The 24456-nt window shown below is 43.8% G+C and carries 27 protein-coding genes and 6 pseudogenes; 14 read left to right on the top strand and 19 right to left on the bottom strand.

The annotated features are described in order from the left end of the window. Positions 1–5 precede the first annotated feature (5 nt). Positions 6–419 (bottom strand): rhodanese-like domain-containing protein, encoded by a 414-nt coding sequence (locus DXE37_RS00855; RefSeq protein ID WP_114636255.1) that lies wholly within the window; start codon positions 417–419, stop codon positions 6–8. Positions 420–441: 22 nt separating this feature from the next. Here DXE37_RS00855 and gpmA point away from each other — a divergent pair, with 22 nt between their 5' ends. The 3 genes and pseudogenes from gpmA (at position 442) to DXE37_RS00840 (ending at position 3381) form a co-directional block, all read left to right on the top strand. Further along, a complete protein-coding gene (gpmA, locus tag DXE37_RS00850; RefSeq protein WP_114636254.1) occupies positions 442–1131 on the top strand; it encodes a 2,3-diphosphoglycerate-dependent phosphoglycerate mutase in 690 nt (229 codons plus the stop codon). A 12-nt stretch (positions 1132–1143) separates the two neighbouring features. Next, positions 1144–2601, top strand: a complete 1458-nt coding sequence (locus DXE37_RS00845) for a S41 family peptidase (RefSeq protein ID WP_114636253.1) — start codon at positions 1144–1146, stop codon at positions 2599–2601. Between the two features lie 25 nt (positions 2602–2626). Beyond that, positions 2627–3381 (top strand): annotated as a pseudogene (locus DXE37_RS00840) (HesA/MoeB/ThiF family protein). A gap of 4 nt (positions 3382–3385) precedes the next feature. Here the strand turns inward: DXE37_RS00840 and ptsP are convergent. From ptsP to DXE37_RS00800, 8 genes and pseudogenes are all read right to left on the bottom strand, one after another. After that, positions 3386–5134 (bottom strand): phosphoenolpyruvate--protein phosphotransferase, encoded by a 1749-nt coding sequence (ptsP, locus tag DXE37_RS00835; protein WP_114636252.1) that lies wholly within the window; start codon positions 5132–5134, stop codon positions 3386–3388. 5 nt (positions 5135–5139) lie between these two features. Then, on the bottom strand, positions 5140–5409 hold the full coding sequence (locus tag DXE37_RS00830) for an HPr family phosphocarrier protein (protein ID WP_114636251.1): 270 nt from the start codon (positions 5407–5409) through the stop codon (positions 5140–5142). 17 nt (positions 5410–5426) lie between these two features. Then, positions 5427–5849 (bottom strand): PTS sugar transporter subunit IIA, encoded by a 423-nt coding sequence (locus DXE37_RS00825; RefSeq protein ID WP_114636250.1) that lies wholly within the window; start codon positions 5847–5849, stop codon positions 5427–5429. Positions 5850–5851: 2 nt separating this feature from the next. Further along, positions 5852–6789 (bottom strand): annotated as a pseudogene (gene gshB, locus DXE37_RS00820) (glutathione synthase). Between the two features lie 30 nt (positions 6790–6819). Beyond that, positions 6820–8072 (bottom strand): annotated as a pseudogene (gshA, locus tag DXE37_RS00815) (glutamate--cysteine ligase). 104 nt (positions 8073–8176) lie between these two features. Next, positions 8177–9444: pseudogene (locus DXE37_RS00810) on the bottom strand (ammonium transporter). A gap of 215 nt (positions 9445–9659) precedes the next feature. Beyond that, positions 9660–9998 (bottom strand): P-II family nitrogen regulator, encoded by a 339-nt coding sequence (locus tag DXE37_RS00805; protein WP_114636249.1) that lies wholly within the window; start codon positions 9996–9998, stop codon positions 9660–9662. Positions 9999–10023: 25 nt separating this feature from the next. Next, positions 10024–10884 (bottom strand): TorF family putative porin, encoded by an 861-nt coding sequence (locus DXE37_RS00800; RefSeq protein ID WP_114636248.1) that lies wholly within the window; start codon positions 10882–10884, stop codon positions 10024–10026. Between the two features lie 265 nt (positions 10885–11149). On the opposite strand from DXE37_RS00800, the gene DXE37_RS00795 reads away from it, so the two are divergent. Beyond that, the gene (locus DXE37_RS00795) at positions 11150–11404 is read left to right on the top strand and encodes an accessory factor UbiK family protein (RefSeq protein ID WP_068320637.1); all 255 of its coding nucleotides are present in this window, start codon (positions 11150–11152) and stop codon (positions 11402–11404) included. Between the two features lie 36 nt (positions 11405–11440). Here DXE37_RS00795 and DXE37_RS00790 read toward each other — a convergent pair whose 3' ends face one another. The 7 genes and pseudogenes from DXE37_RS00790 to DXE37_RS00760 form a co-directional block, all read right to left on the bottom strand. Beyond that, a complete protein-coding gene (locus DXE37_RS00790) occupies positions 11441–12025 on the bottom strand; it encodes a hypothetical protein (protein WP_231970876.1) in 585 nt (194 codons plus the stop codon). Further along, complete coding sequence (lipA, locus tag DXE37_RS00785; RefSeq protein WP_114636246.1) at positions 12018–13028, bottom strand: lipoyl synthase; 1011 nt, start codon at positions 13026–13028, stop codon at positions 12018–12020. Before lipA ends, DXE37_RS00790 begins: the two co-directional genes overlap by 8 nt. Continuing rightward, on the bottom strand, positions 13025–13669 hold the full coding sequence (gene lipB, locus DXE37_RS00780; RefSeq protein WP_114636245.1) for a lipoyl(octanoyl) transferase LipB: 645 nt from the start codon (positions 13667–13669) through the stop codon (positions 13025–13027). The genes lipA and lipB overlap by 4 nt, the downstream gene beginning before the upstream one ends. Before the next feature lie 8 nt (positions 13670–13677). Then, positions 13678–13944 carry a YbeD family protein gene (locus DXE37_RS00775; RefSeq protein WP_114636244.1) on the bottom strand — a complete coding sequence of 89 codons (267 nt, stop codon included), beginning with the start codon at positions 13942–13944 and terminating at the stop codon, positions 13678–13680. A gap of 21 nt (positions 13945–13965) precedes the next feature. After that, complete coding sequence (locus DXE37_RS00770) at positions 13966–14679, bottom strand: alpha/beta hydrolase (protein WP_114636243.1); 714 nt, start codon at positions 14677–14679, stop codon at positions 13966–13968. 24 nt (positions 14680–14703) lie between these two features. Next, positions 14704–15008, bottom strand: a pseudogene (locus tag DXE37_RS00765) ((2Fe-2S) ferredoxin domain-containing protein). Between the two features lie 16 nt (positions 15009–15024). After that, on the bottom strand, positions 15025–16050 hold the full coding sequence (locus DXE37_RS00760) for a VanZ family protein (RefSeq protein WP_231970874.1): 1026 nt from the start codon (positions 16048–16050) through the stop codon (positions 15025–15027). Between the two features lie 106 nt (positions 16051–16156). On the opposite strand from DXE37_RS00760, the gene DXE37_RS00755 reads away from it, so the two are divergent. Both DXE37_RS00755 and DXE37_RS00750 read left to right on the top strand, forming a co-directional pair. Continuing rightward, positions 16157–16942, top strand: coding sequence for a biotin--[acetyl-CoA-carboxylase] ligase (locus DXE37_RS00755; RefSeq protein WP_114636241.1), 786 nt, complete (start codon positions 16157–16159; stop codon positions 16940–16942). After that, complete coding sequence (locus DXE37_RS00750) at positions 16939–17751, top strand: type III pantothenate kinase (RefSeq protein ID WP_114636240.1); 813 nt, start codon at positions 16939–16941, stop codon at positions 17749–17751. The genes DXE37_RS00755 and DXE37_RS00750 overlap by 4 nt, the downstream gene beginning before the upstream one ends. Here DXE37_RS00750 and rfaE2 read toward each other — a convergent pair. Next, positions 17748–18236, bottom strand: a complete 489-nt coding sequence (rfaE2, locus tag DXE37_RS00745; RefSeq protein WP_114636239.1) for a D-glycero-beta-D-manno-heptose 1-phosphate adenylyltransferase — start codon at positions 18234–18236, stop codon at positions 17748–17750. The genes DXE37_RS00750 and rfaE2 overlap by 4 nt on opposite strands. Positions 18237–18347: 111 nt before the next feature. Between rfaE2 and DXE37_RS00740 the strand changes: the two genes are divergently transcribed. The 8 genes and pseudogenes from DXE37_RS00740 (at position 18348) to DXE37_RS00720 (ending at position 23125) form a co-directional block, all read left to right on the top strand. Continuing rightward, positions 18348–18899: a glutathione peroxidase gene (locus DXE37_RS00740; protein WP_415067092.1), complete on the top strand. Its 552-nt coding sequence runs from the start codon at positions 18348–18350 to the stop codon at positions 18897–18899. After that, entirely contained in the window at positions 18896–19093 is a 198-nt protein-coding gene (locus tag DXE37_RS11945; protein WP_231970873.1) for an FAD-dependent oxidoreductase, read from the top strand. The genes DXE37_RS00740 and DXE37_RS11945 overlap by 4 nt, the downstream gene beginning before the upstream one ends. Before the next feature lie 202 nt (positions 19094–19295). Next, positions 19296–19802, top strand: a complete 507-nt coding sequence (locus DXE37_RS11940; RefSeq protein WP_231970872.1) for an NAD(P)/FAD-dependent oxidoreductase — start codon at positions 19296–19298, stop codon at positions 19800–19802. Continuing rightward, positions 19780–20271 (top strand): NAD(P)/FAD-dependent oxidoreductase, encoded by a 492-nt coding sequence (locus DXE37_RS11935; protein WP_231970871.1) that lies wholly within the window; start codon positions 19780–19782, stop codon positions 20269–20271. The genes DXE37_RS11940 and DXE37_RS11935 overlap by 23 nt, the downstream gene beginning before the upstream one ends. 3 nt (positions 20272–20274) lie before the next feature. Beyond that, a pseudogene (locus tag DXE37_RS00730) lies at positions 20275–21059 on the top strand (DUF1365 domain-containing protein). Between the two features lie 137 nt (positions 21060–21196). Then, positions 21197–21523 carry a hypothetical protein gene (locus DXE37_RS11930; RefSeq protein ID WP_231970870.1) on the top strand — a complete coding sequence of 109 codons (327 nt, stop codon included), beginning with the start codon at positions 21197–21199 and terminating at the stop codon, positions 21521–21523. After that, positions 21501–22352 (top strand): SAM-dependent methyltransferase, encoded by an 852-nt coding sequence (locus tag DXE37_RS00725; protein WP_231970869.1) that lies wholly within the window; start codon positions 21501–21503, stop codon positions 22350–22352. Before DXE37_RS11930 ends, DXE37_RS00725 begins: the two co-directional genes overlap by 23 nt. An 11-nt stretch (positions 22353–22363) precedes the next feature. Then, complete coding sequence (locus DXE37_RS00720) at positions 22364–23125, top strand: SDR family NAD(P)-dependent oxidoreductase (RefSeq protein WP_231970867.1); 762 nt, start codon at positions 22364–22366, stop codon at positions 23123–23125. Between the two features lie 27 nt (positions 23126–23152). Here DXE37_RS00720 and DXE37_RS00715 read toward each other — a convergent pair whose 3' ends face one another. Both DXE37_RS00715 and DXE37_RS00710 read right to left on the bottom strand, forming a co-directional pair. After that, on the bottom strand, positions 23153–23800 hold the full coding sequence (locus DXE37_RS00715; RefSeq protein ID WP_114636237.1) for a thiol:disulfide interchange protein DsbA/DsbL: 648 nt from the start codon (positions 23798–23800) through the stop codon (positions 23153–23155). Next, entirely contained in the window at positions 23797–24423 is a 627-nt protein-coding gene (locus DXE37_RS00710) for an SPOR domain-containing protein (protein ID WP_114636236.1), read from the bottom strand. The genes DXE37_RS00715 and DXE37_RS00710 overlap by 4 nt, the downstream gene beginning before the upstream one ends. Positions 24424–24456: the final 33 nt, after the last annotated feature.

Here is a 24456-nt window from a genome sequence, read left to right as displayed (position 1 = left end):
TCTCCTTATTTCACCAAAGGCAAAGCTGATGCCGTCCAAGCTTGCACACCACCATCTAGAACACCCACCTCAGCAAATCCCAGTTTTTGAGTTTCGGTCATAAATTTGCGTGATTGGGCTCCAGTGTCGCAAACTAACACTACGGGTTGTTTGCGGTCTAACCTCAACTTTCCAATCACTGCAGTGAAGTCAGCAGCATTTACCAATTTCGCACCAGGAAGATGTCCTGTTTTGAAGGCCTCTTCTGAACGCAAATCGAGTACATGCGCTTTGCGACGGTTAATCCAAATAGTTGCTTCAGTGGGAGATAAGCCTTTTCCGCCAATAAGCGTAGATAATGTGGGTTGGAAAAGCGCCAAGCCTGAAACCAAAAGGAGGGCAATGAGCGCTAAATTATCAATTTGAGTGAGAAAGTTCATCGCCGGATTATAGAATGGCTCTATGAAACAACTTGTCCTTATTCGTCATGGCGAATCCGCCTGGAACCTTGAAAACCGCTTTACTGGATGGGCGGACGTTGACTTAACCCCAAAAGGGGCAGAACAAGCCCTAGCTGCGGGTGAAAATCTGCGTAAAGCAGGCTATGAATTTGATATCGCCTATACCTCCGTTTTGAGGCGTGCGATTCGTACCCTATGGAACATCCAAGACACCATGGATTTAATGTGGCTGCCTGTTATTCATAGTTGGCGCCTCAATGAACGTCACTATGGAGCGCTGACTGGCTTAAACAAAGCAGAGACTGCGGCAAAGTATGGCAATGAACAAGTCCACATCTGGAGACGCTCATACGATGTGCGCCCACCACCACTTGGAATTGAAGACGAACGTAATCCCAAGTATGATCCTCGCTACTCCAAACTCAGCTCGTCTGATATTCCTTTAGGTGAATGCCTAAAAGATAACGTCGAGCGAGTGCTGCCGTTATGGAATGAATCTATTGCACCTGCCCTGAAGGCTGGTAAGCGTGTTCTGCTTGTAGCGCACGGAAATAGCATTCGCTCATTAATTAAATATCTTGACCAAATGTCTGATGAAGCCATCATGGAGGTGAATGTCCCCAACGGCATTCCTCTTGTTTACGAACTAGATGACAACCTGAAACCTATTCAACACTTTTATTTGGATTAAAGCAAAAAAGATATGCGTCATTTTCTAAAGAACTTTGCCCTAATAGCTGTTGGTCTCATCGCTGGTGTTGCAGCTACCATCCAGCTCTCAGCGACCGCCCAGCAAGGCGCGCAGCCAAACACACAGCAAAGTACACAGCTTCCGCTCGATGAGTTAAGAACGCTTTCCAACGTATTTGCTCAAATTAAGTGTGAGTATGTTGAACCTATTGAAGATAAGCAATTGCTAACAGATGCAGTTAAGGGAATGGTAAGCAGTCTTGATCCGCACTCTACCTTTCTAGATAAAAAAGATTTTGCAGAAATGCAAGAAATGACAACTGGAAAGTTTGCTGGTCTTGGTATTGAAATTACTTCAGAAGATGGTGTAGTAAAAGTATTGAATCCAATCGAAGATAGTCCTGCTGCAAGAGCCGGACTTCAAGCTGGCGACCTCATTACAAGACTAAATGACAAACCAGTTCGTGGAATGTCTTTGGATAAAGCTGTACGCACTATGCGTGGTACCCCGGGCACCAAAATAACTTTGACCGTCTTTCGCAAGAGTGAGGAGCGTAGCTTTCCAGTTACCATCACTCGAGCAGAAATAAAAGTTCAATCAGTTAAAACCAAGATTTTAGATAACGATATTGCTTGGGTCAGAATCACTAGTTTCCAAGAACGAACTGTGCCAGATTTAGCCAAAAAACTAACCGATATTGCCAATCAAGATCCAAAACTAAAAGGTATCATTCTTGACCTTCGCAATAATGGCGGTGGTTTATTACAGGGTGCTGTAGGTGTTGCTGCAGCGTTCTTGCCTGCCGATGCAATCATTGTTTCAACCAAAGGGCAGTCGGCTGATTCAAAGCAAGTGTTTAACGCGACGCCAGCTATGTATCGCCTCAATGAGCCTGGCGACCCTTTAGCTGGGGTACCAGCTATATTTAAGAAACTACCGATGGTAGTTTTGGTAAACGCCTACTCTGCCTCTGCCTCTGAAATTGTGGCTGGTGCACTTCAAGATTACAAACGTGCAACGATTATTGGCAAGACTACTTTTGGCAAAGGCTCTGTTCAAACTGTTCGTCCACTTACTAACGACTCTGCGCTCAAAATCACTACAGCCTATTACTACACTCCAAGCGGTAAGTCAATTCAGGCCTATGGCGTTAAGCCAGATATTCCGGTTGATCAAAACAAAGATGGCGATCCAGATGATGTGTTAATTACTCGCGAAATTGATAGCGAGAAACATTTACGCAATAAGCAATCTGCAGAAGATAAACTCATCAAGGATCGAGAGCAACGTCGTCTCGAGGAGTTGCAACGCATTGAAGAAAAGAATGCCAAGAAGACTCCTGAAGAAAAAGAGAAAGAGAAAAATAAGAAGCCTACTGAACTTGGTAGTGCCGATGATTTCATGCTTGCTCAAGCAGCGGCCTTCATCAATGGTCAACCCGTAAAGCGCTCTTCTTCTAAGCTTGAATAACATTATTGATTTTTCTAATTGGCATATGAATGATCAGCAGTTACTTCGCTACTCTAGGCATTTATTGCTAGAAGAGATTGCTGTTGATGGCCAAGAGAAGCTGCTTCATTCCCATGTATTAGTTATTGGCGCAGGCGGTCTAGGTAGCGCTGCTGCCCCCTATTTAGCTGCTGCGGGAGTGGGACATATCACCCTGATTGATCACACGACATAGTTGAGCTTACTAACTTACAGCGTCAAATCATGCATACCGAAAGCAATATTGGCACAAGTAAAGTTACATCTGGAAAAGAATTTTTGCAGCGTCTTAATTCTGATATCCAAATTGAAACTATTCAATCAAAAGCGAATAATGCACTTTTTGATGAGCTATTACCAAGTGTTGATGTTGTTTTAGATTGCACTGATAACTTTTCTACCAGACATCTGATTAATGCCTCTTGCGTTAGACATCACATTCCACTGGTATCGGGATCGGCTCTTAAGTTTGATGGCCAAGTAAGCGTGTTTGATCCACGCAATTCAGTTTCACCCTGTTACGCCTGCATCTTCTCTCCAGAGGAGCAATTTAAAGAAGTCAGTTGTACGAGCATGGGCATCTACTCGCCTTTAGTTGGAATCATTGGCGTAATACAGGCTGCACAAGCTCTGCAAGCATTGATTGGTTTTGGGGAACCTTTGGTTGATCGGATGTTGCTTTGGAATGGTCACACGACCCAAATTGACGAAATCCGTATTAGCCGAAATCCTGAATGCTTAGTATGCGGGTCCCCGCATTAAACAACTAAGACAATAATCTCTCTAAAGCCTTGGCCTGCTCTTCAGGCTCATATGCCTTTAAGACCCTTGAAACACGAGCTCTTAATAACCCTACATTTGCCTTCAAAATCTCTCGCTTTACTAGCAACAATTGACTGAAATGCATCGAGAAATCCGTTAATCCCAAGCCAAGCAAAAGCTTAGTTAATGCGGGGTCGCCAGCCATCTCACCACAAATAGCGATAGGCACATTCGCACGTTTAGCTTGTCCGATGTTGTTTGCCAACAAATTCAGAATAGCAGGATGCAAAGGGTCGTATAAATGTGCAACAGCATGATCAGCTCGATCAATAGCCAAGGTGTACTGAATTAAATCGTTTGTACCAATCGAAAGAAAATCAAATCGATCAATAAATAAAGGTAGCACTAAAGCAGCCGCAGGAATTTCAATCATAGCGCCGACTTGAATATTTGGGTTAAACGCTTTTCCTCGCTGATGCAATTGCTGCTTTGCTTTTTCAATCAATCTGAATGTTTCATCAATCTCTTTGGCATGTGCCAACATCGGAATCATGATGCGAGCCTGCCCATGGGCTGAGGCGCGCAAGATTGCCCTGATCTGGGTTAAGAATATTTCTGGCTCCGTTAGGGACCAGCGAATCGCACGCAATCCAAGAGGCGATGTGCCAGTTTGTGATACATCGCCGCCGCCCAACGCTTTATCAGCACCAACATCAATGGTTCTAATATTCACAGGTAAACCATGCATTAAGTCCACTACACGACGATATTCTTGATACTGCTGCTCCTCGTCTGGCAAGGCCTGCTTCCGATCCATAAATAAAAATTCTGATCGAAATAAACCTACCCCAACAGCACCCAGTTTCACCGCCTGAACAGCATCTTCTGGCAACTCAATATTGGCAAATAATTCAATTTCTACACGATCAGCTGTTTCAGTTTTTGCATGCTTTAACTGTTGAAGCTTACGAGTTTCCTTTAAGACTTGAGTTTGCAGCTTGCGATATTCGGCAAGCAAATGCTCATCAGGAGCCACAATAACTACGCCTCGCTCACCATCCAATACTAGCCAATCGCCATGACGAATCATTTCGCTTGCATGCCTTACACCCACTACAGCTGGAATCTCCATGCTTCTAGCAACAATGGCTGTATGAGAGGTCTTTCCGCCGAGATCAGTTACAAAACCGGTAAAAGCATGCTCTTTAAAACGCAACATATCGTGCGGTGCAATATCGTGCGCAACAATAATGGACTCTACGCCGATATCACTTGTAGGCAAGAAATCAGGATCAACTAGCGGATCTTGTTTTTGTGCGTTTAAAGCCTTCACTACACGCTCAGCAACCTGCCGAATATCGTTAGCCCTCTCCTTCAGATAGGCGTCTTCAATATCCGCAAATTGTTCTAACAGATCATTTAGCTCGGTTGTTAAAGCCCAAGCAGCATTTAAGCGTTGCGTACGAATCAATGCGATAGGCTTCTCAGCCAAAGCAGGATCAGCCAATATCATGCCGTGCACATCTAGGAATGCAGCCATCTCTTGAGGCGCATCCTTTGGCAGGCCTTGACGCAATTGATCTAGCTCTAGACGAACCTGATCAAATGCATTTAATAACTTTTGAGCCTCAGCCTCTTCTTTGCCGGGCTCGACCAAATAGTGACTAGCTTCTAATGCTGCACGCGAAATCAGGACTGCTTTGCCAATGGCAATGCCTTTCGATACTGGAATTCCATGCAATGCAAAAGTCATATTCTTTACTCGCCTTCACCAAAGCAATCATTAATCAAGGCAGCGAGAGCCTGCAAGGCTTCATCTGATTTCTCGCCCACGGTTTCAAGCGTGACAGTGCTACCCATACCAGCCGCAAGCATCATCACACCCATAATGCTCTTTGCATTAATTTGATGCCCATTACGTGACAAGAATATTTCACAAGGAAACTGAGCGGCCAACTGAGAAAGTTTCGCAGATGCTCGCGCATGTAAACCTAATTTATTAATAATTTCAATTTCTGCGCTCGGCATAGTGAGAAGACCCTTATTTATTCTTGATTTACTTTTGCACCTAGGCGCAAAATTCCGTGCTGTCCACCAGCCAGCGCCTTTTGCGCCAGTTCCTCTAAGCCTTCTCCGCGATGCGAGATACAACGCATCAACATTGGTAGATTTAGACCAGCCAACACAACAACAGGTGCATTTAATCCAGACAAAGGGCCTAGCGCCTCTAGCTTTGCTGCCACATTGGCAGGGGTTGCTCCCATCACATCCGTTAGGATAAGCACCCCATTGCCTGTATTTACGCCATAGGCAGCTTTGAGCACCCGATCAAAACTCACCTTTGTATCTTCATGTGGAGGGATATCAACCGCCCTGACACACTCAGGCAATACACCAAAAGCATGCTCTGCGAAACCTAGCATTGCGCTAGCAACTGGTGTGTGTGCAACAATGACAATTCCAGCCATTTTTAAGTCAATGCCTTTTCAAGTGCAGCCAACCAAAATTGCGGGACATTAAAATCAGTTTGGTCAGCAATTTCAACAAAACAAGTAGGGCTCGTCACATTAATTTCAGTGAGATAGCCACCAATTAAATCCAATCCAACTAAGAATAATCCATGACGATTTAAAGTAGGCGCCAATTCTTCAGCAACCTTTTCAGCCTCAGTTAATGGCATTGCGACGCCTTTGCCGCCAGCTGCTAAATTGCCTCGAATTTCATTGCCTTGAGGAATCCGAGCTAGCGCAAATAGCACTACCTCTCCCCCAATCAAAAGTACCCTCTTATCGCCCTGAGTAATTTCCGAAAGAAAACGCTGAACCATCAGCGTTCTTGCGTCATTTTCTCCAAGTGTCTCAACAATACTGGCAAGATTAAGGCCATCGATACCAACTCTAAATACGCCAATACCCCCCATGCCGTCCAAAGGTTTAATCACAATATCACCATGGGTTTGGTGATGTCGTTCAACCGCACTGAATTCGCTAGTTACCAATGTAGGAGGGATGAGCTTTGGGAACTCGAGGATAGATAATTTTTCTGAATGATCACGTACAGCACTTGGATCATTGAATACCATTGCACCCTGACGAACAGCCGCGGATAACAGCCAAGTAGTGTTGAGATATTCGATATCAAACGGCGGATCTGTACGCATCAGAGCTGCGGAAAACGACTTTAGAGCTCGAGATTCAACATCGCCCAACTCAAACCAGGCAGTAGAGCTCGGTTTAATCACCAAAGACTGGCAATCAGCCACAATAAATCATCTCTCCATAAAACATTACGGCTTTGACAAAACCACAACCGATGACCAGCTTCTTAAGCCACACGCATCATTACCAAGGTGGTATCTTTTTGAAGCTTGAAAGACCCAAGGGGATCTGCAATAAAAAGAAGGTCCATATTTTCTATTGAGAAGCTCGTGTTTTTTATTTATGCAGCTTCAGCATTGGGATCAGTACGCTCAAGCTCTAGTGATGAAGCAAGAAGCGCAAGGCGAGCTACTACCCCATATAAATAAAAACGATTAGGTGCAGCACTGCCTGGCTTTGCCCCTAGATCAGGCATTGAATTTTGCTCGAACGCTAGTGGCACAAAATGCATGCCTGGCGCATTGAGATTTTCATCAGGACCACGATCGGTATGAATTCGATAGAATCCGCCAATAACATAGCGATCAATCATATACACCACAGGCTCAGCAACAGCCTCATTTACCTTCTCAAAGGTGTAAACCCCTTCTTGAATGAGAACATCGCTTACTTCTAAGCCTTCTTTAACAACGCTCATCTTATTGCGGTCTTTTCGATTTAAGCCCTTTAGTTGAGCAGGATCATTAACTACCATCACACCCATACCGTATGTGCCAGCATCAGCCTTTACTACAACATAAGGCTTTTCTTTAATGCCGTATTCACGATATCATCCTCACCTTTGCGCTCATGAAAATTGATGTTTGAGCAACTAGTGAAATAAGGATTAATCATCCAAGGGTCAATATCAACCACCTTGGCAAACTTCTTGGCTACTTCTTCATAAGCTGCAAAGTGATTTGATTTACGTCGCACATGCCAACCTGGGTGTAGGCCCGGTAATAAATACTGCTCATAGATATTCTCCAAAATCGGAGGGATACCTACTGATAAATCGTTATTCAACAAAATTGAGCATGGATCAAAATCTTTTAAACCTAGGCGTTGCTTTTTGAGACCAAGTCGAGAAAGCGGTTCCATCAAAAGACGATTGCCATCTGGCAATTCAATCCAAGTGGGTTTTTTAATTTCTTCAGAAAAGGTGCCAAGACGAACATTCAAACCTGCTTGACGCAATATCGACGACAAGCGAGCAATATTTTGTAAATAAAAAGTATTGCAGGTATGTTTCTCAGGAATCAATAATAAATTTTTTGCTTCAGGGCAAATCTTCTCAATAGCAGCCATCGCAGCTTGCACAGCCAAGGGCAACATTTGCGGGGAAAGGTTATTAAAACCGCCTGGGGAAAAATTGGTGTCAACCGGCGCCAGCTTAAAGCCGGAATTACGCAAGTCGACCGAACAGTAAAAAGGCGGGGTATGCTCCTGCCATTCCAATCTGAACCAACGCTCAATGGTTGGGGTCGCTTCTAAAACCTTTGACTCTAATTCGAGCAAAGGGCCGCTGAGTGCAGTTATGAGATGTGGAACCATTCCACCATTGTAAGATTATTAAAAGAAAGACGCGGGATCCGAGGATCCCGCGCTCAAAACTAGGCAACCAACCAGAGCCGCCCAGTGAGGGGTAAATCTACAAATTAAGACTCGTAAGCAGTTTCACCGTCCAAGCCTTCACGCTCTTCTTCCTTAACGCGTAAACCAATCACGATATCGATCAATTTGAAGGCTACGTAAGAGACCACGCCAGACCAAATTACAGTGGTAATCACGCCTTGAGCTTGGATCCATCATTGGCTAGCAATAGAGTAATCAGGAGCAACTGCATTAGCTACATAATCCCAAATACCAGAGCCGCCTAATGCTGGATCAGCAAATACACCGGTTAACAATGCACCAGTAATACCGCCTACGCCGTGAACACCAAATACGTCCAAGCTGTCGTCTGAGCCCAAAATTTTCTTAAGGCCAGTAACACCCCAGAGGCAAACAACACCAGCAATCAAACCAATGCTGATCGCGCCCATTGGACCAGCAAATCCAGCTGCTGGAGTAATCGCAACCAAACCAGCTACGCAACCAGAGGCAGCACCCAACATTGATGGCTTACCTTTGAGAACCCACTCAGCAACTGACCAACCCAATACAGCAGCAGTAGCCAAGTAAGTATTCACAAATGCCAAACCAGCAGTGCCATTTGCTTCAAGAGCTGAGCCAGCGTTAAAACCAAACCAGCCGAACCACAATAGTGCAGCACCAGTCATTACATAAACTAAGTTATGTGGCTTCATTGCTTCTTTGCCGTAACCCAAACGCTTACCCGATAACAAAGGAACCAACCAAGCCAGCGATCGCAGCATTGATATGTACAACAGTGCCGCCAGCAAAGTCGAGCACACCTTTTTGCCATAACCAACCAGCACGAGCAGTAATTGCTTCGAGTGATGCAGCATCTTTGATGTCATCTGGACCAGGTCAGAACCAAACCATGTGAGGCGATTGGCAAGCAGCTGAATGTGAACCAAATAACCATGAACACCAAAATTGCAGAGAACTTAGTGCGCTCAGCAAATGAGCCGATAATTAAGCAGCAAGTGATAGTCGCGAACACTGCTTGGAATGCCATAAATACAAATTCTGGAATCACAACACCTTTACTAAAGGTTGCAGCAACTGAATCTGGATTAATGCCGCCCAAGAACAGACGATCGAGACCACCAATGAGTGCCCCGCCTTCCGTGAATGCAAAGCTATAGCCATAAATAGCCCATAGCACTGTAATCAAAGAGAAGACCATGAAGCATTGCATGCAGATAGACAGGATGTTCTTGCTGCGGGTTAAGCCACCGTAGAACAAAGCCAAGCCAGGCAGAGCCATCAACAACACTAACGCTGTACAAACCATCATCCAAGCGATATCTGCTTTATTGCACTTTTCAGAGCAAAGAACCGGAGCTGGCTCTGCAGCAGCAGGAGCCGCAGCAGGAGCTGTTACAGCAGGTTTTTTACTTCATCAACATGCGCTCTGGTGAAGCAACCATTACGCCAGTTGCGCCAATGGCCAGAGCCATAGCACCACCAGCAACGAGTCGTTTCATCCAAGTTAACATTTTGAACCTCTCTTTAAAGTGCTGACGCGCCGGTTTCACCGGTACGAATACGAATGACGTGCTCAACTGGTGAGACAAAAATCTTGCCATCACCAATCTTGCCTGTACGTGCAGATTTTTCAATTGCTTCAATCGCACGCTCCAAGATGCCATCTTCAACAGCAGCTTCAATTTTTACTTTAGGTAAAAAGTCGATAACATACTCAGCACCGCGATACAACTCAGTGTGACCTTTTTGACGACCAAAGCCTTTAACTTCAATGACGGTGATGCCCGAAACTCCCACTTCTGAGAGAGCTTCGCGCACTTCGTCAAGCTTGAATGGCTTGATGATTGCGGTAATTAATTTCATATGTTTCTCCGTTCAGAGTAAATAATTAAAATACTTTAGTTAGAGAAACTACAGCACCTAGACGTCCAGCTGCGCTTGTGAGCGTGCCAGTTGTTGTGCTGGAATAAGTATTCCACCATGCAGGATTTGCATTAGTGCTGACATAAGCAGCAGCAAGAGATAAGCCACCACCAAAGTCTTTAGTCGCGCCTAACTTAAAGTCTGTATAGCCAAGACTGTTTCCTGCATGCGCTGTAGAAACCCCATTCTGTGATCCTGGCTGACCTACAACCTTCTGATATCCAACGTGACCATTCAAGCTAATGCCCCAAATACCAGTGTCATAGTTAACTGTTAAGTCTGGATAGAAAGATCCTGAGCTTTGTGGGATGCCGAAAATATTGGTTAACGAGTAGTTCGCTTTTACGAAACCAGTTACAGGTCCAAAAGTAAAGTTTTGGGCTACATATAACTCAGTTGTATTTGGATTAACCATGGTCAAGTTGTAGTTGCCACCTGTTTGTGGATAGTAGTATTGCAATACACCGATGTCGGATGCAAAACCTTCGGCAATCAACTCTTTCTTAAAGCCACCGTAGAAGTCCATTTCGATTGGAACTTTAATGCCATTGTTAGTGGTGTTAGAAACCCAGTTAATTGTGCTGTTCCAGTTACCAATATATAAACCGCTCTCATGAGCGTAATCAAAACCACCTTGAATGGCAGGTTGGTAGTTGGACTGAGTAATACTACGATAACGATAGTCGTTTGTGATAGTCACGTTAGCTGTAACCGGGCTGACTTCAGGCGCCGCTGGTTCATCAGCAGCAAAAGCTGCTGAAGATGCAAGACCTGTCAACAAAGCTACTGCTGCTGCAGAAACTGCTGTCTTGTGAATTGTTTTCATGTGTTATACTCTTTGCTGGTTGTAATAAAAGATGGGCTAAATGCTGATTGCATGGAGTGATCATGAAGGTCGGGGCATTTCTGGTTCCGGGCGGATTCCCCTAGTTAATGCTATTACACTTTTATGGTGCTAAATATTGCACCGCATCAGGGAATTTTGGTGATTTTTCAAGTTTTGACCCTTTTTTGGGCACTTTTTCGCATACAACTTAAAATGTGAATGTGTATCTTTTATGCAACTATCAATAAAACAGCGGACCCTCATCATGCAAAAACCTGGCGAAATACTCGAACAAATTCAACGCATCGCAAGCGATATGCAGAATAAGGTTGGCGATGCGATCCGCAACTCACCCGCTCAGGAAATTGAAAAGAATGTGCGCGCGATGATGAATCAAGGTTTTCAGAAAATGGATTTGGTAACTCGCGAAGAGTTTGAACTTCAATCAAAAGTTCTTGCTAAGACAAGAGAAAAATTAGAGGCTTTGGAAGCTAAAGTAGCGGCGCTCGAAAAACAGTAAAAACTGTCTGCTCTTGCTAATTCATTATTTTTAGATTTACTCTGGGGCAAAATTACTAAAGAAATTTTCGTATTCTTCTTTAGAGAAAAAAGTTTTTGCATTTGGTGAATCAGATTTTGTATGCAGTATTGATATCTGATAAATACAACTAGCGCCATTTGGTGCCATTCGATTAATCCATCGTACGCGCATCAGCTGCTGAGAATTATCACCACCCTTTAAATCTAGAAAATAATCTTTGGTCGGTAAACGTTGTCGATCTACTGTTTTATAAAATGCATCCTCAACAATGACATCGCCGCCAGATGCTTTTGCCCTATCTAACAAATTATTTTGCAATTGTGATATCAGTATATTCAATGAAGCACTTTGACCAGCGGGTAATTGAATAGTGCTGACCGAATAAATATCTTCATCAATTTTTACCGCTTCAAGTGTTTGTAAAAACTCCTGATCAAGATAGGGAATGCGTCGCTCTAATTTGTCTGGCTTGCCAGGAAATAAAGCCGTATACTGCTCTTGTGGCGACTGAACCGTGCGCCAGTCTAATTTAGGACTGCAGGCAATCAGAAAAACTATTGCTGCGAATAAACTGACGGCCTTAAAAATGCTTCTAGACAACCCCCGCTCCATGAGCTTGTTGATCAGCATGATAGCTTGAGCGCACCATGGCACCAACTGCTGCATGGGAGAACCCCATTTCATATGCCCTCTCCTCAAACATCTTAAAGACATCCGGGTGAACATAGCGCGTAACAGGTAAATGGTGTCCTGAAGGAGCGAGGTACTGACCAATGGTCAGCATGTCAATATTGTGCTCACGCATATCACGCATTACTTCTAAAATCTCTTCGTCTGTTTCACCCAACCCGACCATCAAACCACTTTTAGTGGGGACATGCGGGAAACGCTCTTTAAAGTCTTTCAATAGCTTTAAAGAATGCAAGTAGTCAGCGCCTGGTCTAGCTTGTTTATATAAACGCGGAACAGTTTCTAGATTGTGATTCATCACATCAGGCAAACCAGAGGGTGCATGTTCAGCAAAAATATCCAGAGCCTTGTCTAATCGACCACGAAAATCTGGAACCAATACCTCAATACGTGTATTGGGGGAAAGAGCGCGTGATTGAGAAATGCAATCTACATAATGCATCGCGCCACCATCACGAAGATCATCACGATCCACACTGGTGATAACTACATAATTTAGTTTTAGCGCTGCAATAGTACGAGCCAAGTTTGCAGGCTCTTTGACATCAAGTGGATCTGGCCTTCCGTGCCCTACATCGCAAAATGGGCAACGTCGAGTGCACTTGTCACCCATGATCATGAAAGTGGCAGTGCCTTTACCAAAACATTCTCCAATATTGGGGCAGCTCGCTTCTTCGCACACCGTCACCAATTCGTTCTCACGCAATATTTTTTTGATTTCTGCAAATCGCGAGTTACCTGAAGCTGCTTTTACGCGAATCCAATCGGGCTTTTTTAAAACCTGTTCAAGAGGAACAATTTTGATCGGAATACGCGCAGTCTTCTCACTCGATTTTTGCTTACGTGATGCGTCGTAATTGAGATCTTGGCGCGCCTCAACGGAAGGGTTATTGTCAGTCTTATTTGTTGTCATGATGGCATCAGTTGCTTTTGTAGGTGCTGCAAAAGCCTTTGGCTAATAGTGTCTATATTGTCCCTAATCCCAAGAGTTCGCATATCAACCGTCTTTAAACCCTCATAGCCACAAGGATGGATACGCTTGAATGCCTCCAAATCCGTTGCCACATTGAGAGCTAAGCCATGATAGGAGCAACCTTTAGAGACCTTTAGCCCAAGAGCAGCTATCTTGGCGCCAAACCACTCTGAGGACACTCTAGACTGCTCAGATATATATATTCCTGGGGCTCCAGGATGTCTCTCAGCCTGTATTCCAAAATCTGCCAATGTATCAATTAAGGCTTGCTCTATCCGGGATACCAATTCCTTCACAAATATCCCAAGACGTCTAAGGTCGAGCAAGAGATAAACAACAATCTGTCCAGGCCCGTGGTACGTAATTTCGCCGCCCCGATCTACCTGAACGAGTGGAATGTTATTTGTGGGGGAATGGAGATTATTCGCGTCTCCAGCCAAACCTAAAGTAAATACGGGCGGATGCTCTAAAACCCAAATCTCATCGAGGGTCTCATTGGTACGCGCTTTAGTAAATGCTTTCATCGTCTCATACGTGAATGCGTAATCAGCCAATCCGAGTTGTTTTACTAAAGCTGACATGAGTGCTATTACAGAACGATACTAACTAATGGATGCGTAGATAAAGTCCTATAGAGCTCATCTAACTGCTCACGGCTGGTGGCTGTTATTGGCAAAGTGATGCCTAAATAATTTCCATCTTTAGATGGGCGTTGTTCAACCTTGCTCTCATCAAACGTAGGATCAAATTGTTTAGCAATACGCACGATCGCAGGAAGATACTCAGGATTTGCTTTACCCATAACCTTAATTGGAAATAATGATGGGTACTCGATTAATGATTTTTCTTCGGTCATGATTTAAGTCCCTAGTGCTAATTATTTTCGGTGATCTGGCATACCTAACCAAGCGCCAGTAATGATGTTACGAATACAGTGCAAGCGACGATGAAAAAAATGATCGGCGCCTGGGACAACTTGAACAGTAAGCTCTTGTGGACGCGCCCAATCTAAGACATCAATCAAAGGAATAGTTTCATCCAATTCGCCGTGAATCAAAATGGTATCTGTAGGAACCAAGGCTAGTGTCCATTTGCCAGCCGCGCTACCCACCATGACAAGGCGCTTAGCTGGGCGCCCAAGATCTGCAAGCCTTTGTACCAAATGGCTACCAACAAAACTTCCAAAAGAAAAGCCAGAAACTACCAATGGCAATGAATTAGCACTCGCCACCCAAGATTGATTTGCGGTCACATCATACTCACTCCAGCTTGAAGGAGTTCGCATCCAGTCAGTAACGTGGAGCAAATCTTCTAACTCCCCAACACCATCATCATGAATGCCCTCGGTTCCACCCACACCACGAAAGTTCGGACGCACACTCACATAACCCAATTGATTAAAAGCACGCGCCATGGTTTGAGCTACTTTGTTATCCATGGTTCCATCCATGAGTGGATGTGGATGCGCAACTAGTGCCAAACCCCGTACCGCAAAAGCAGGATTATTTTTTAGTTCATCAGGAAGATCAATAGACATCTCCATCGATCCAACTATGCCTTCAATATGAATTACTTTTGTACGACTATTCATAAAAAACTCTCAATCATTGAAACACTAAGCTAATTGCAGGCGTTCTACTGGACGCCCTTCGATTAAATGAGATTGAATAACTTCCTCAACGTCATCCACATCAATCAAGGTATACCAAATACCTTCTGGATAAATGACCATTACAGGACCATCAGCACATCGATCCAAATATCCTGCTTTGTTTACACGAATTTTCCCTGGGCCTGCAAGACCAAGCTCCTTTACTTTTTTGCATAGTCAAATAAAGCAAAGGCATTGCGTTGATCACAACACTCTTCACCATTACCGCGCTGATTTAGACAGAAAAATAGCTGGTGTGAAAAACTCATAGGAAAATTATATTCATCAATGTTGTGATTTAAATTTCATGGCGCTTCGAATCATCCAAACTAAAGCCAGAGGTAACCATACTACCGAAACCCACTGCATTAACTCGTTAAAGTGCAATAAACGACCTTGATACCAGTGCCTTAATGTGAGTATGAAGTATGGGTTGTCTGGCAATATATTGACCGCAATTGCGGTTCCAACCAAACAAATCAAGGCTAGCCAGAACTTCACTGCTGGTTCCAGCTTGAGCGCCCACCTCAACAAGAGGCTACCCAAGATCATTCCCCAAACTGCGCCAGCGGTAAGCCAAATTAAGCTGAACTCTGTGCCAAATTGAAGCCCACTAAATAAAATTTTAATGAGCACTGTAAGTCCAAGAAGTCCGTTCAGAATCAACCACTGAGGGGCTTTATGACGCAACCCTAATGAAAGCAATAAGCCAACGCCAAGCCAACACAATGAAGTGATCACCGTCTCTTGAATCACATGATTAATAACTAGAGTGCCCCAATCAATCGAACCAAAGATTGCATGACCCCATACCCCGGTTCCAAGCCACGAGCTTTGGGGATAAATTTGTGACCAAGGAAATAATAAGAAGAGCGCGCATGCCGCCCAATTTAAGCCAAACCATTGATCAAAATGACGGCGAATTGTGCTTCCAGAAAACCACTGAGGACCCAAAGGAATGGCTAATAAACCCCCTAAAAGTCCGCCCAATACATTAGCCCACCAGTCCATTTGACTTGGTATTCGGGTGGGCAACCAAGATTGCAAGGTTTCCACAACAAAGGCTAGAGAAGCGCTTAGACATAAAGCTATCCCAAGCGCAACGAAATTACGCCAGCGTGGATAGGTTGCAAACATGCCCAAAAATCCCAATGGAATATAGGCCAAGACATTGACTGACACATCAAATAAAGTGATAAAATGGGGCAGTGGTGCATCCAGCCAAGCCCAAGCAGCTATACCGTTCTGAAAATCAAAGTCAAATGGATTTAGGCTCACATAGATGATTAAAAGTGCGTAGCTAAGACACATAGCCCTGGCTAATGGCATAGCCTGTAAGGGCCATGCTAATTTCCTTGGTCGTTGATCTTTTTGATCCATTCCACAATTCTAGGTCAAACCTTTCTACAATGTCGAAATGACTGCAAATTGCATCCTTGAGCGCATTACCGAGACCAAATCTACTAACGACGATCTTTTGGCTCGCTGGCGCTCAGACGATTTAATTAACCCCGTTGCACGTATTGCCCGCAAACAAACAGCCGGAAAAGGGAGAGCGGGTAGATCATGGCTTGCAACTCCAGAGGACTCCCTTTGTTTCTCCCTTGCTTTTCCGTTCAAGAGAGCCCCTGCTGAATTGGGTGGACTTAGCCTATTAGCAGGCCTAGCAGTAATAACCGGTATAGCTCAGGCATGCAATTTAAGTGAAACGGAACTTCAACAGGTTGGTCTGAGTTTGAAATGGCCAAATGATTTGTTGTTGAATAATGCAAAACTCGGTGGCATCCTCATTGAAGGTGGGCAAGCAAAACCGGATGAACCTACTTGGATGATTATTGGCATTGGAATTAACCTAAGAAATGCACAAGCTATCGAATCAAATCTGACCGGCGGGCTTAAAGTTGGTTCGCTAGCTCAACTCACCGACTCGCTACCTGATATTGAATATCTGTGGCTTAAATTAATAGCCGCTCTTGAAAATAGTCTTTCTGAATTTGATGTACATGGATTTGAGCTATACCAAGAGCGTTGGATGAAATGGGATGCATATCAAGGTCAATCGGTATGTATCTCCGGTATAGGCAAAGATCCCATTTATGGAATTGCAATAGGCGTAAATGAAAAAGGGGCATTACTATTGCAGCAAGGAAGCAAAACTGTTGCTATTCATGCAGGTGATGTTTCATTGCGAATTCAATCATGAGTCCTTATTTATTCTTTGATGTTGGCAATACTCGCCTCAAATGGGCGGCGGTCGAATCCACTCAAAACCCAAGCGATCGCCAAAAGAAACTATGGGCTTATTCGGGATCTATATCTAGCAAAACTTTGCAATCGGATGAACTTCGTTCTGAGTTAGCGAGCTATATTTCCAAAACACTGCCGAAGCCAGAAGCCATTGGATTTTGTTGTGTTGCAGGGGACGACGCAGTTACTCAGCTCAAATTACTTTTCCCACAATGGAATGATCTTGACTGGAAACAATTAAATGGTGATAGCACTTATTTAGGCATCCGAAGCCTTTACAAAGAGCCCGGCAAGCTTGGTGCTGATCGCTGGGCAGCGCTTATTGGAGCACGTGCTTTATCCAATATAAATACCTTAATCGTAAATGCCGGCACAGCCACCACCATCGATTTACTTGGCTCCAATGGCGTGCATTATGGCGGCTGGATCTTGCCCGGCCTAGGCCTAATGCAAGAATGCTTACAAAGCAAAACTGCTCAACTCCCTTTGGCGGTTCGCAAAGAAACTCACCAGGGGTTTGGAATAACGACCAATGAAGCAATTATTGGCGGGTGTAATGCAGCACAGATTGGCGCAATTCAATTTGCCTTAATGCAAGCTAAAGAAATGAATATTCCAGTGGAGAAAATTTGGCTTGATGGCGGTAATGCCAAAATCCTAGCGAAAGAAATTTCAGAAACCAATTTACCAGCTAAGCAATTCGTTGAAATAACTGAAGGCTTAGTATTGCGTGGCACTTGGGCATGGCTACTGCAAAATCTTTAAGAACGAATCTTACCCAAAAGACTTGTTGTCGAGCGCTCATACAAAAAAGGTATTGCAACTGCTTTACCACCCCAGCTCTTTATTAAATGAGTCTCTGCCAGAGTATCGATTTCATAATCGCCGCCCTTAACGTAAATATCAGGCCGAATTTTTTCAATCAAGTTGACTGGCGTTTGTTCGGTAAATATTATTGCCATATCTACACTCTCGAGGGCAGCCAATAATGCTTGCCGATCAGCCTCAGAATTAATTGGTCTATCGTCATCTTTGCCCAACATCTTCACCGAAGCGTCTGAATTAACGCCTACTACCAAGCTGGCTCCTAAGGCACGAGCCTGCGCTAAATAACTAGCATGGCCGCGATGCAAAATATCAAAGACACCGTTTGTAAATACTAAGGGACGGGGAAGCTTTGCCAGACGTGCACTTAATTGCTCTGGAGGGCAGACCTTAGCTTCAAAAGAGGGTGGGGTTATCTGACTCATAACTCCATATTAATGGCATTCCCACAAGCCCTGCGATATTAGCCAGAATGTCTTAGACTTGACCTCTATTAAACGAAATAAAAGGTGTCAAATGCCACGTTATGCGATGAATTGCCTATTTGGCCTACTTGCCCTTTTTTATTTGGGTTTCAACCTGCTAATGCTGCGAATAATTGCAGCCCCCTACTCTCCCGTACCTTCCCACGCTTACAAGATGAAGCGCCACAAAACCTCTGCCAATATCAGGGCAAAGTCATTTTGGTTGTCAATACAGCTAGTTTCTGTGGTTTTACTAGCCAATATGAAGGCCTAGAAAAAATTTACGCCAAATACAAAGATCAGGGATTTGTGGTGCTAGGCTTTCCATCCAATGATTTTGGACAACAAGAACCAGGAAGTAATAAGGAAATTGCAGACTTCTGCAAAAATACCTATGACGTGAAATTTCCGATGTTCGCCAAAAGCACCGTCTCCGGAAATAACCCAAACCCTTTATTTAAGATGTTGATTGCCAAAACAGGTACAACTCCTAAATGGAATTTTTATAAATATTTAATAGACCGAAATGGAAATGTGATGGATTCATTTGGAAGCATGACCAAGCCAAATAGCAGCAGCATTACGGGCCAAATTGAAAAGCTTTTAGGAGAAAAAGCTCAGTGATCAAAAAACATATTGCCATTGTTGGCGCCGGCATCTCGGGATTAGGTTGTGCCTATGCTTTAAAACACCACCCTGAATTTGCAATTACTCTCTATGAATCTGGGGATCACATTGGTGGGCACAGCAATACCGTCGACTTCAATTTCAGCATCGACGGAAAAAAATTACCCATGGCGTGGATACTGGCTTCTTAGTGTTTAATCGCAAGACATATCCCCGCTTAGTTCGCCTATTTGAAGAGATTCAAGCGCCAATAGCCCCATCGGAAATGTCTTTTTCCGTTTCGATTGATACTTTTTCAAAATCTGCATCAACCAAGAAGATCGAATGGGCAGGCAATGACATTAATTCTTTTTTGGACAAAGAGCCAACCTTTTTTCCCCATCCTTTTGGAGAATGGCTTATGACATCTTGCGCTTTAATCGCCTAGCGACTCGATTAGCACATGAGCAAATTGATGCTGGTCATCAATACAAAGAGCCAGATGAAAAAATTGCTAATTTTTTAGAACGTCATCGTTTTAGTCAAAGCTTTAAAGAGAATTATTTTCTACCTATGATTGGCGCCATCTGGTCATGCTCTGTTGATCAGATGCTGGCATTTCCCATTCAGACGATGGTGCGCTTTTGTCACAACCATGGTCTTTTGCAAATCCAAAATCGCCCTCAATGGTTAACCATTAAAGGTGGCTCGCGCGAGTATGTAAAAAGAATCGTTGCGGCTCTAGAAAAACATCGAGTAATAATTAAACGTGAGCGCGTTCTGAAAGTAAATACAAATCGCGATGGTGGCCAAGTTGAAGTGATCGGCGCAACCGGCACAAGCTATTTTGATGAAGTAATCATGGCCTGTCACAGCGATCAAACCCTAGATTTAGTTCATGGGCATAGACCAACAATCTAGAAATATTCTGGCAGTAGTTCCATATCAGCAAAATCGAACAATTTTGCATACGGATATCCGCTTCCTCCCTGCAGCGAAACGTTGTTGGGCTGCATGGAATTACACTACCAAGTCTGGTGATAAACCAAATGCAAAACAACATGTCAGCGTGAACTATTTAATTAATCGCTTGCAGCCACTTCCAGATCAACTGAAAGATACGCAAATTATTGTTAGTCTCAATCCTTCAGAAGAGCCAGATCCAAAACTGGTACATCAAGAAATTCACTATTCACATCCTGTCTTCGATATGGGTGCTATACAAGCTCAGAAAGCATTACCTTTAATTCAAGGAGCTTCATCCATTTGGTATTGCGGCGCATGGACAGGTTTTGGATTCCATGAGGATGGTTTGCGTTCTGGAGAATTAGTCGCCGAAGCTCTCATTGAAAGCGCTCGTCAACCCATCAAAGCCAAGCAAGACAGCTAGTTAATGCCACAAGCAAAAATTAACTTTGGAGTAGTAAAACACCAACGCCTTCGACCAACCAGAAATGCTTTTGGATATGGCGTCTTTACCATCTCTATACCTATGCGCGCCCGTAGAACCAGTCCTACGCTTCTCAATCAATGTGGACTAAGCGATAACCAATGGGAGCTTTGTGCATTTTTTGATAAGGATCATGGGCTAGGTAAGGTAGATAGCCTTGTTTGGATTGAAAAAGTACTTGCAGATCATCAAGTGAAGAATGTGGATGGAGAAATCTGGCTACAGACATTTCCAAGAGTACTAGGCTATGTCTTTAACCCCGTAAGTTTCTGGATCTGTACGCGTACCGATGGCAAAGTTCAAGCGGTTATAGCTGAGGTAAACAATACCTTTGGTGAGCGCCATTGCTACCTTTTGCACAAGGATTCAGGCGAAGAACTGCTCTCCGGCGAAACTTTCACTAGTAAAAAAGTGTTCCATGTGTCCCCATTTTGTGAAGTTCGTGGTGAATACCATTTCCGCTTCTTATTTCCAAAGGATAGTAGCAGCGGCAAAAACAATGTCTGTAGAATTGAGCTTCATGAGGATGGTAGCCCCTCATTAATACCAGCATCAGTGGCGTCAGTCGCCCACTAAGCCAAGCCAATATCATCCAAGCACTCCTCCGTTATCCCCTAATGAGCTTAGGCGTGATATTTCGCATTCATTGGCAAGCATTGAAATTATGGATAAAAGGTGTACCCTTTCACTCAAAGCCTAAACCACCAGAATTTGAAGTTAGCAGATGAACTGCCCAGGACAACCCCTTCTTTCTAGATTAAGTTTTTCTTGCCCATCTGCAGAGCTAATCTCTTTATACCAAAATTCACTTAGCAGCAAAACATTGCTAGCTCTTCTTACCCAACTGAGCAGCGGTCATTTAAAAATGACGCTACCAAATGGTGAAAAACGTGAATTCGGCAATTCAGACGATAGTTTGCATGCTGAAATTCAGATTTTGGAATGGTCAGTATTTAAAGAGATCATGTCTCATGGTGATATTGGGTTTGCAGAAAGCTATATTCAAGGTAAATGGAATACGCCCGATCTTAAAGCGCTACTTGAACTAGCAATTCGCAATCGAACCATCTTAGAAAAGGCGATATATGGCAATTGGTATGGCTCCATTTTTTATCGCTTGAAACATTGGCTACGAGATAACAGCAAGTCAGGAAGTCGCAAGAATATTCATGCACACTTATGGCCTAGGTAATGCTTTTTATACGCTTTGGCTTGACCCCACCATGAGCTATTCAAGCGCCTGGTTCTCCGATGGAGATAAACAAACTTTAGCTGATGCCCAACGAGCAAAGATTGGACGCATCTTGGATTCCCTCAAGACATTGCCAGGGGATCGAATCTTAGAAATAGGCTGTGGCTGGGGTGGAGTAATGAAAGAGTCTCTTCGCAACCATAGAGCAATTACTGGCCTCACTCTATCGACAGAGCAAAAAGCCTTTGCAGAAAAGCGGCTAATGGAGGTGCAGACTCAAATAGCAAACCCATCCGAATTTGAAGTGCGCCTACAGGACTATCGTGATTGCCACGAAAAATTTGATGGCATTGCTTCTGTTGAAATGTTTGAAGCAGTTGGCGAGAAGCATTGGCCAGAATATTTTGAAACGATTGCTCAATGCCTAAAAGCTGGCGGCAAAGCTTGTATTCAAACTATTGTCATTGCCGAAGATCTATTCGAGCGCTATCGACGCAACACCGACTTTATTCAGCAGCATGTCTTTCCAGGGGGCATGTTGCCCTCTAGATCAAGCTTTAAAACTTGTGCAACTGAGGCCGGACTTCAAATAGAAAATGAGTTCGCTTTTGGCGCAGACTATGCAAAAACCCTTTGTTTATGGCGTGATAGCTTTAATTGCAGATTACAAGAAGTGCGCCAACTAGGGTTTGATGAAGCTTTTATTCGTCTATGGAACTTCTATCTCATGTACTGCGCCGCTGGCTTTACAGAGCGCAATATCGATGTTATGCAGTTCACATTGAGTCACCAAAATTCAACTCCACCTTCTGATTCTCAAAACTCATGAAACAGCTTGGAATGAATCACTTCGCAAGCAAAAGAGTTTGGGTCATAGGAGCCTCAAGCGGCATTGGTGAAGCTTGCGTAAAGGCGTTGCTATCCAAAGGAGCTAAGATTGCCTTATCCAGCAGAAGAGTGGAGCGATTAAACCAAATTGCTATAACTGGCGAGATTGGCCAAACACTCGTCCTGCCATTAGATGTCACGAGCGATACGCAATTTCTAGGTGCTTACAACACCATCCTAGATAAATGGGGAGACATTGATCTCCTGCTTTTTGTATCGGGCATCTATGTTCCACTTCGTGCAGACTATTTTGATATCAAGATTGCAGAGCAAACAATTGACGCAAATCTTTTAGGACCCATGAGAACAGTTGCATTAGTACTACCTAAAATGCTAAAAGCAAAATCAGGGCACATTGCCATCGTTGGTAGTGTTGCAGGCTATAGCGGACTTCCAAAAGCGTCGGCATACGGACCAAGTAAGGCCGCCATCATCAATTTTTGTGAGAATTTATATTACGATTTACTGCCAACTGGGATTAGCGTACACATGATTTCGCCTGGATTTGTAGCTACTGAAGCCACGGCTCAAAATGACTTTGAAATGCCAGCGCTTATTAGCGCCGAAGAAGCTGCGCAAGAAATTTTGACTGGTATTCAGAAGGGTGAATTTGATATTCACTTTCCCAAAAGATTCTCCAGATTCTTAAAATTTCTTAGAGTCCTGCCTTACCCAATCTACTTTTGGATTGTGCGGCGCTTTGTCAAAATTTGAACAACTTATAAGCGCCGCTTTAGGTAATTACTGCTTGTACTTATCTTTTCGAATTTTCTCTTCTAGATAGTCCATTACCGCAATTGCCTTGGCCTTTGTTCCAGCGATTGAGGGTGATGTAACGTATTTACCTTGCATGACAATCGTAGGTACGCCATCAATCCGATATGCCTCTGCCAATTGTTTAGCAGCACGTGCTTTAGAAACCACTGCGAATGAACGATAAGCAGCTAAGAACGAGTTGCGATCAATGCCTTGGGATGCAACCCAATCAGCAATTTCAGGCTCGGTTAAGAGGCGCTTATTTTCTTTATGAATCGCATACATCTCCTTATCATTTAAAGCGTCCCCTTTGCCCATTGCTTCTAGCGCATAGAACAATTGGCTATGCGGCAAGAGATCATCACGGAAAGCTACAGGAACCCTACGAAACACTACATCTTTTGGCTGACGCTTTACCCAACTGCTCAGTTCAGGCTCAAAATCGTAGCAATGCGAACAGCCATACCAAAAGAACTCGATGACCTCAACCTTGCCCTTAGTTTCTACTGGCTGAGTAACTAGCAAGACTCGGTAGTCAAAGCCCTCTTCTATTTTTTGTCCCTGAGCAAATGTAAAATCACTCAAAGCGAGCAATGTAAATAATATAAAAAATCTTTTGCTATAAGAAATCATGATTTACTAGATTTAATCAAAGTTGGTTTAATACCCATGCCACTCAATTTATCGCGAACTGGGTTGCTATCTTCAACGGTATTGTATGGCCCTACGCGCACGCGCCAGAGTGTATTGCCATCACTAGTGACTTCACTTAACTGTGCCTGAATTCCTTGGATAGCTAAATTGGCTTTTTGCGCATCCGCATCGGATCGTTTTACAAAAGCACCAACCTGTAAGAAATAAATTACATCTGATTTTGCAGTACTAGATGTATCTGCAGGCTTATCCGCTAATTTTTTGCCATTCACCAAATCACCAATTGGGTCTGTTGCAACAGGGGCAGGTAATTTGCCTTGAAGGGGTTTGTTTAAATCGACAGGCTCAGTGGGTACAGCTTGCTCTCCCTCAGCCGGGGTTGGAGCAGGCTTAATAGTCAGCGGCAAACTGGGTGCGCGCATCCCCGGTCTCTCTTGGGGGGTATTTTTGGAGAGGTAAAAAGCAATAACAAATGCGATTCCGAGACCAGCACCTAATCCCAATACAAATCCCAGAATAGTGCCGCCACATTGTGGATTCCTGATATTAATGCGACCAAGGCGCTTAACGAAGCCAGTTTGTTGATTCGGTGTTTTCATCATTTCCTCATCTTAGATCCACACTTCACCCTTCGC

This window comes from Polynucleobacter necessarius, from assembly GCF_900095205.1.
GTDB lineage: Bacteria > Pseudomonadota > Gammaproteobacteria > Burkholderiales > Burkholderiaceae > Polynucleobacter > Polynucleobacter necessarius_E.
Note: the sequence above shows the minus strand (reverse complement) of the source record. Positions and strands in the feature narration are given on the sequence as shown.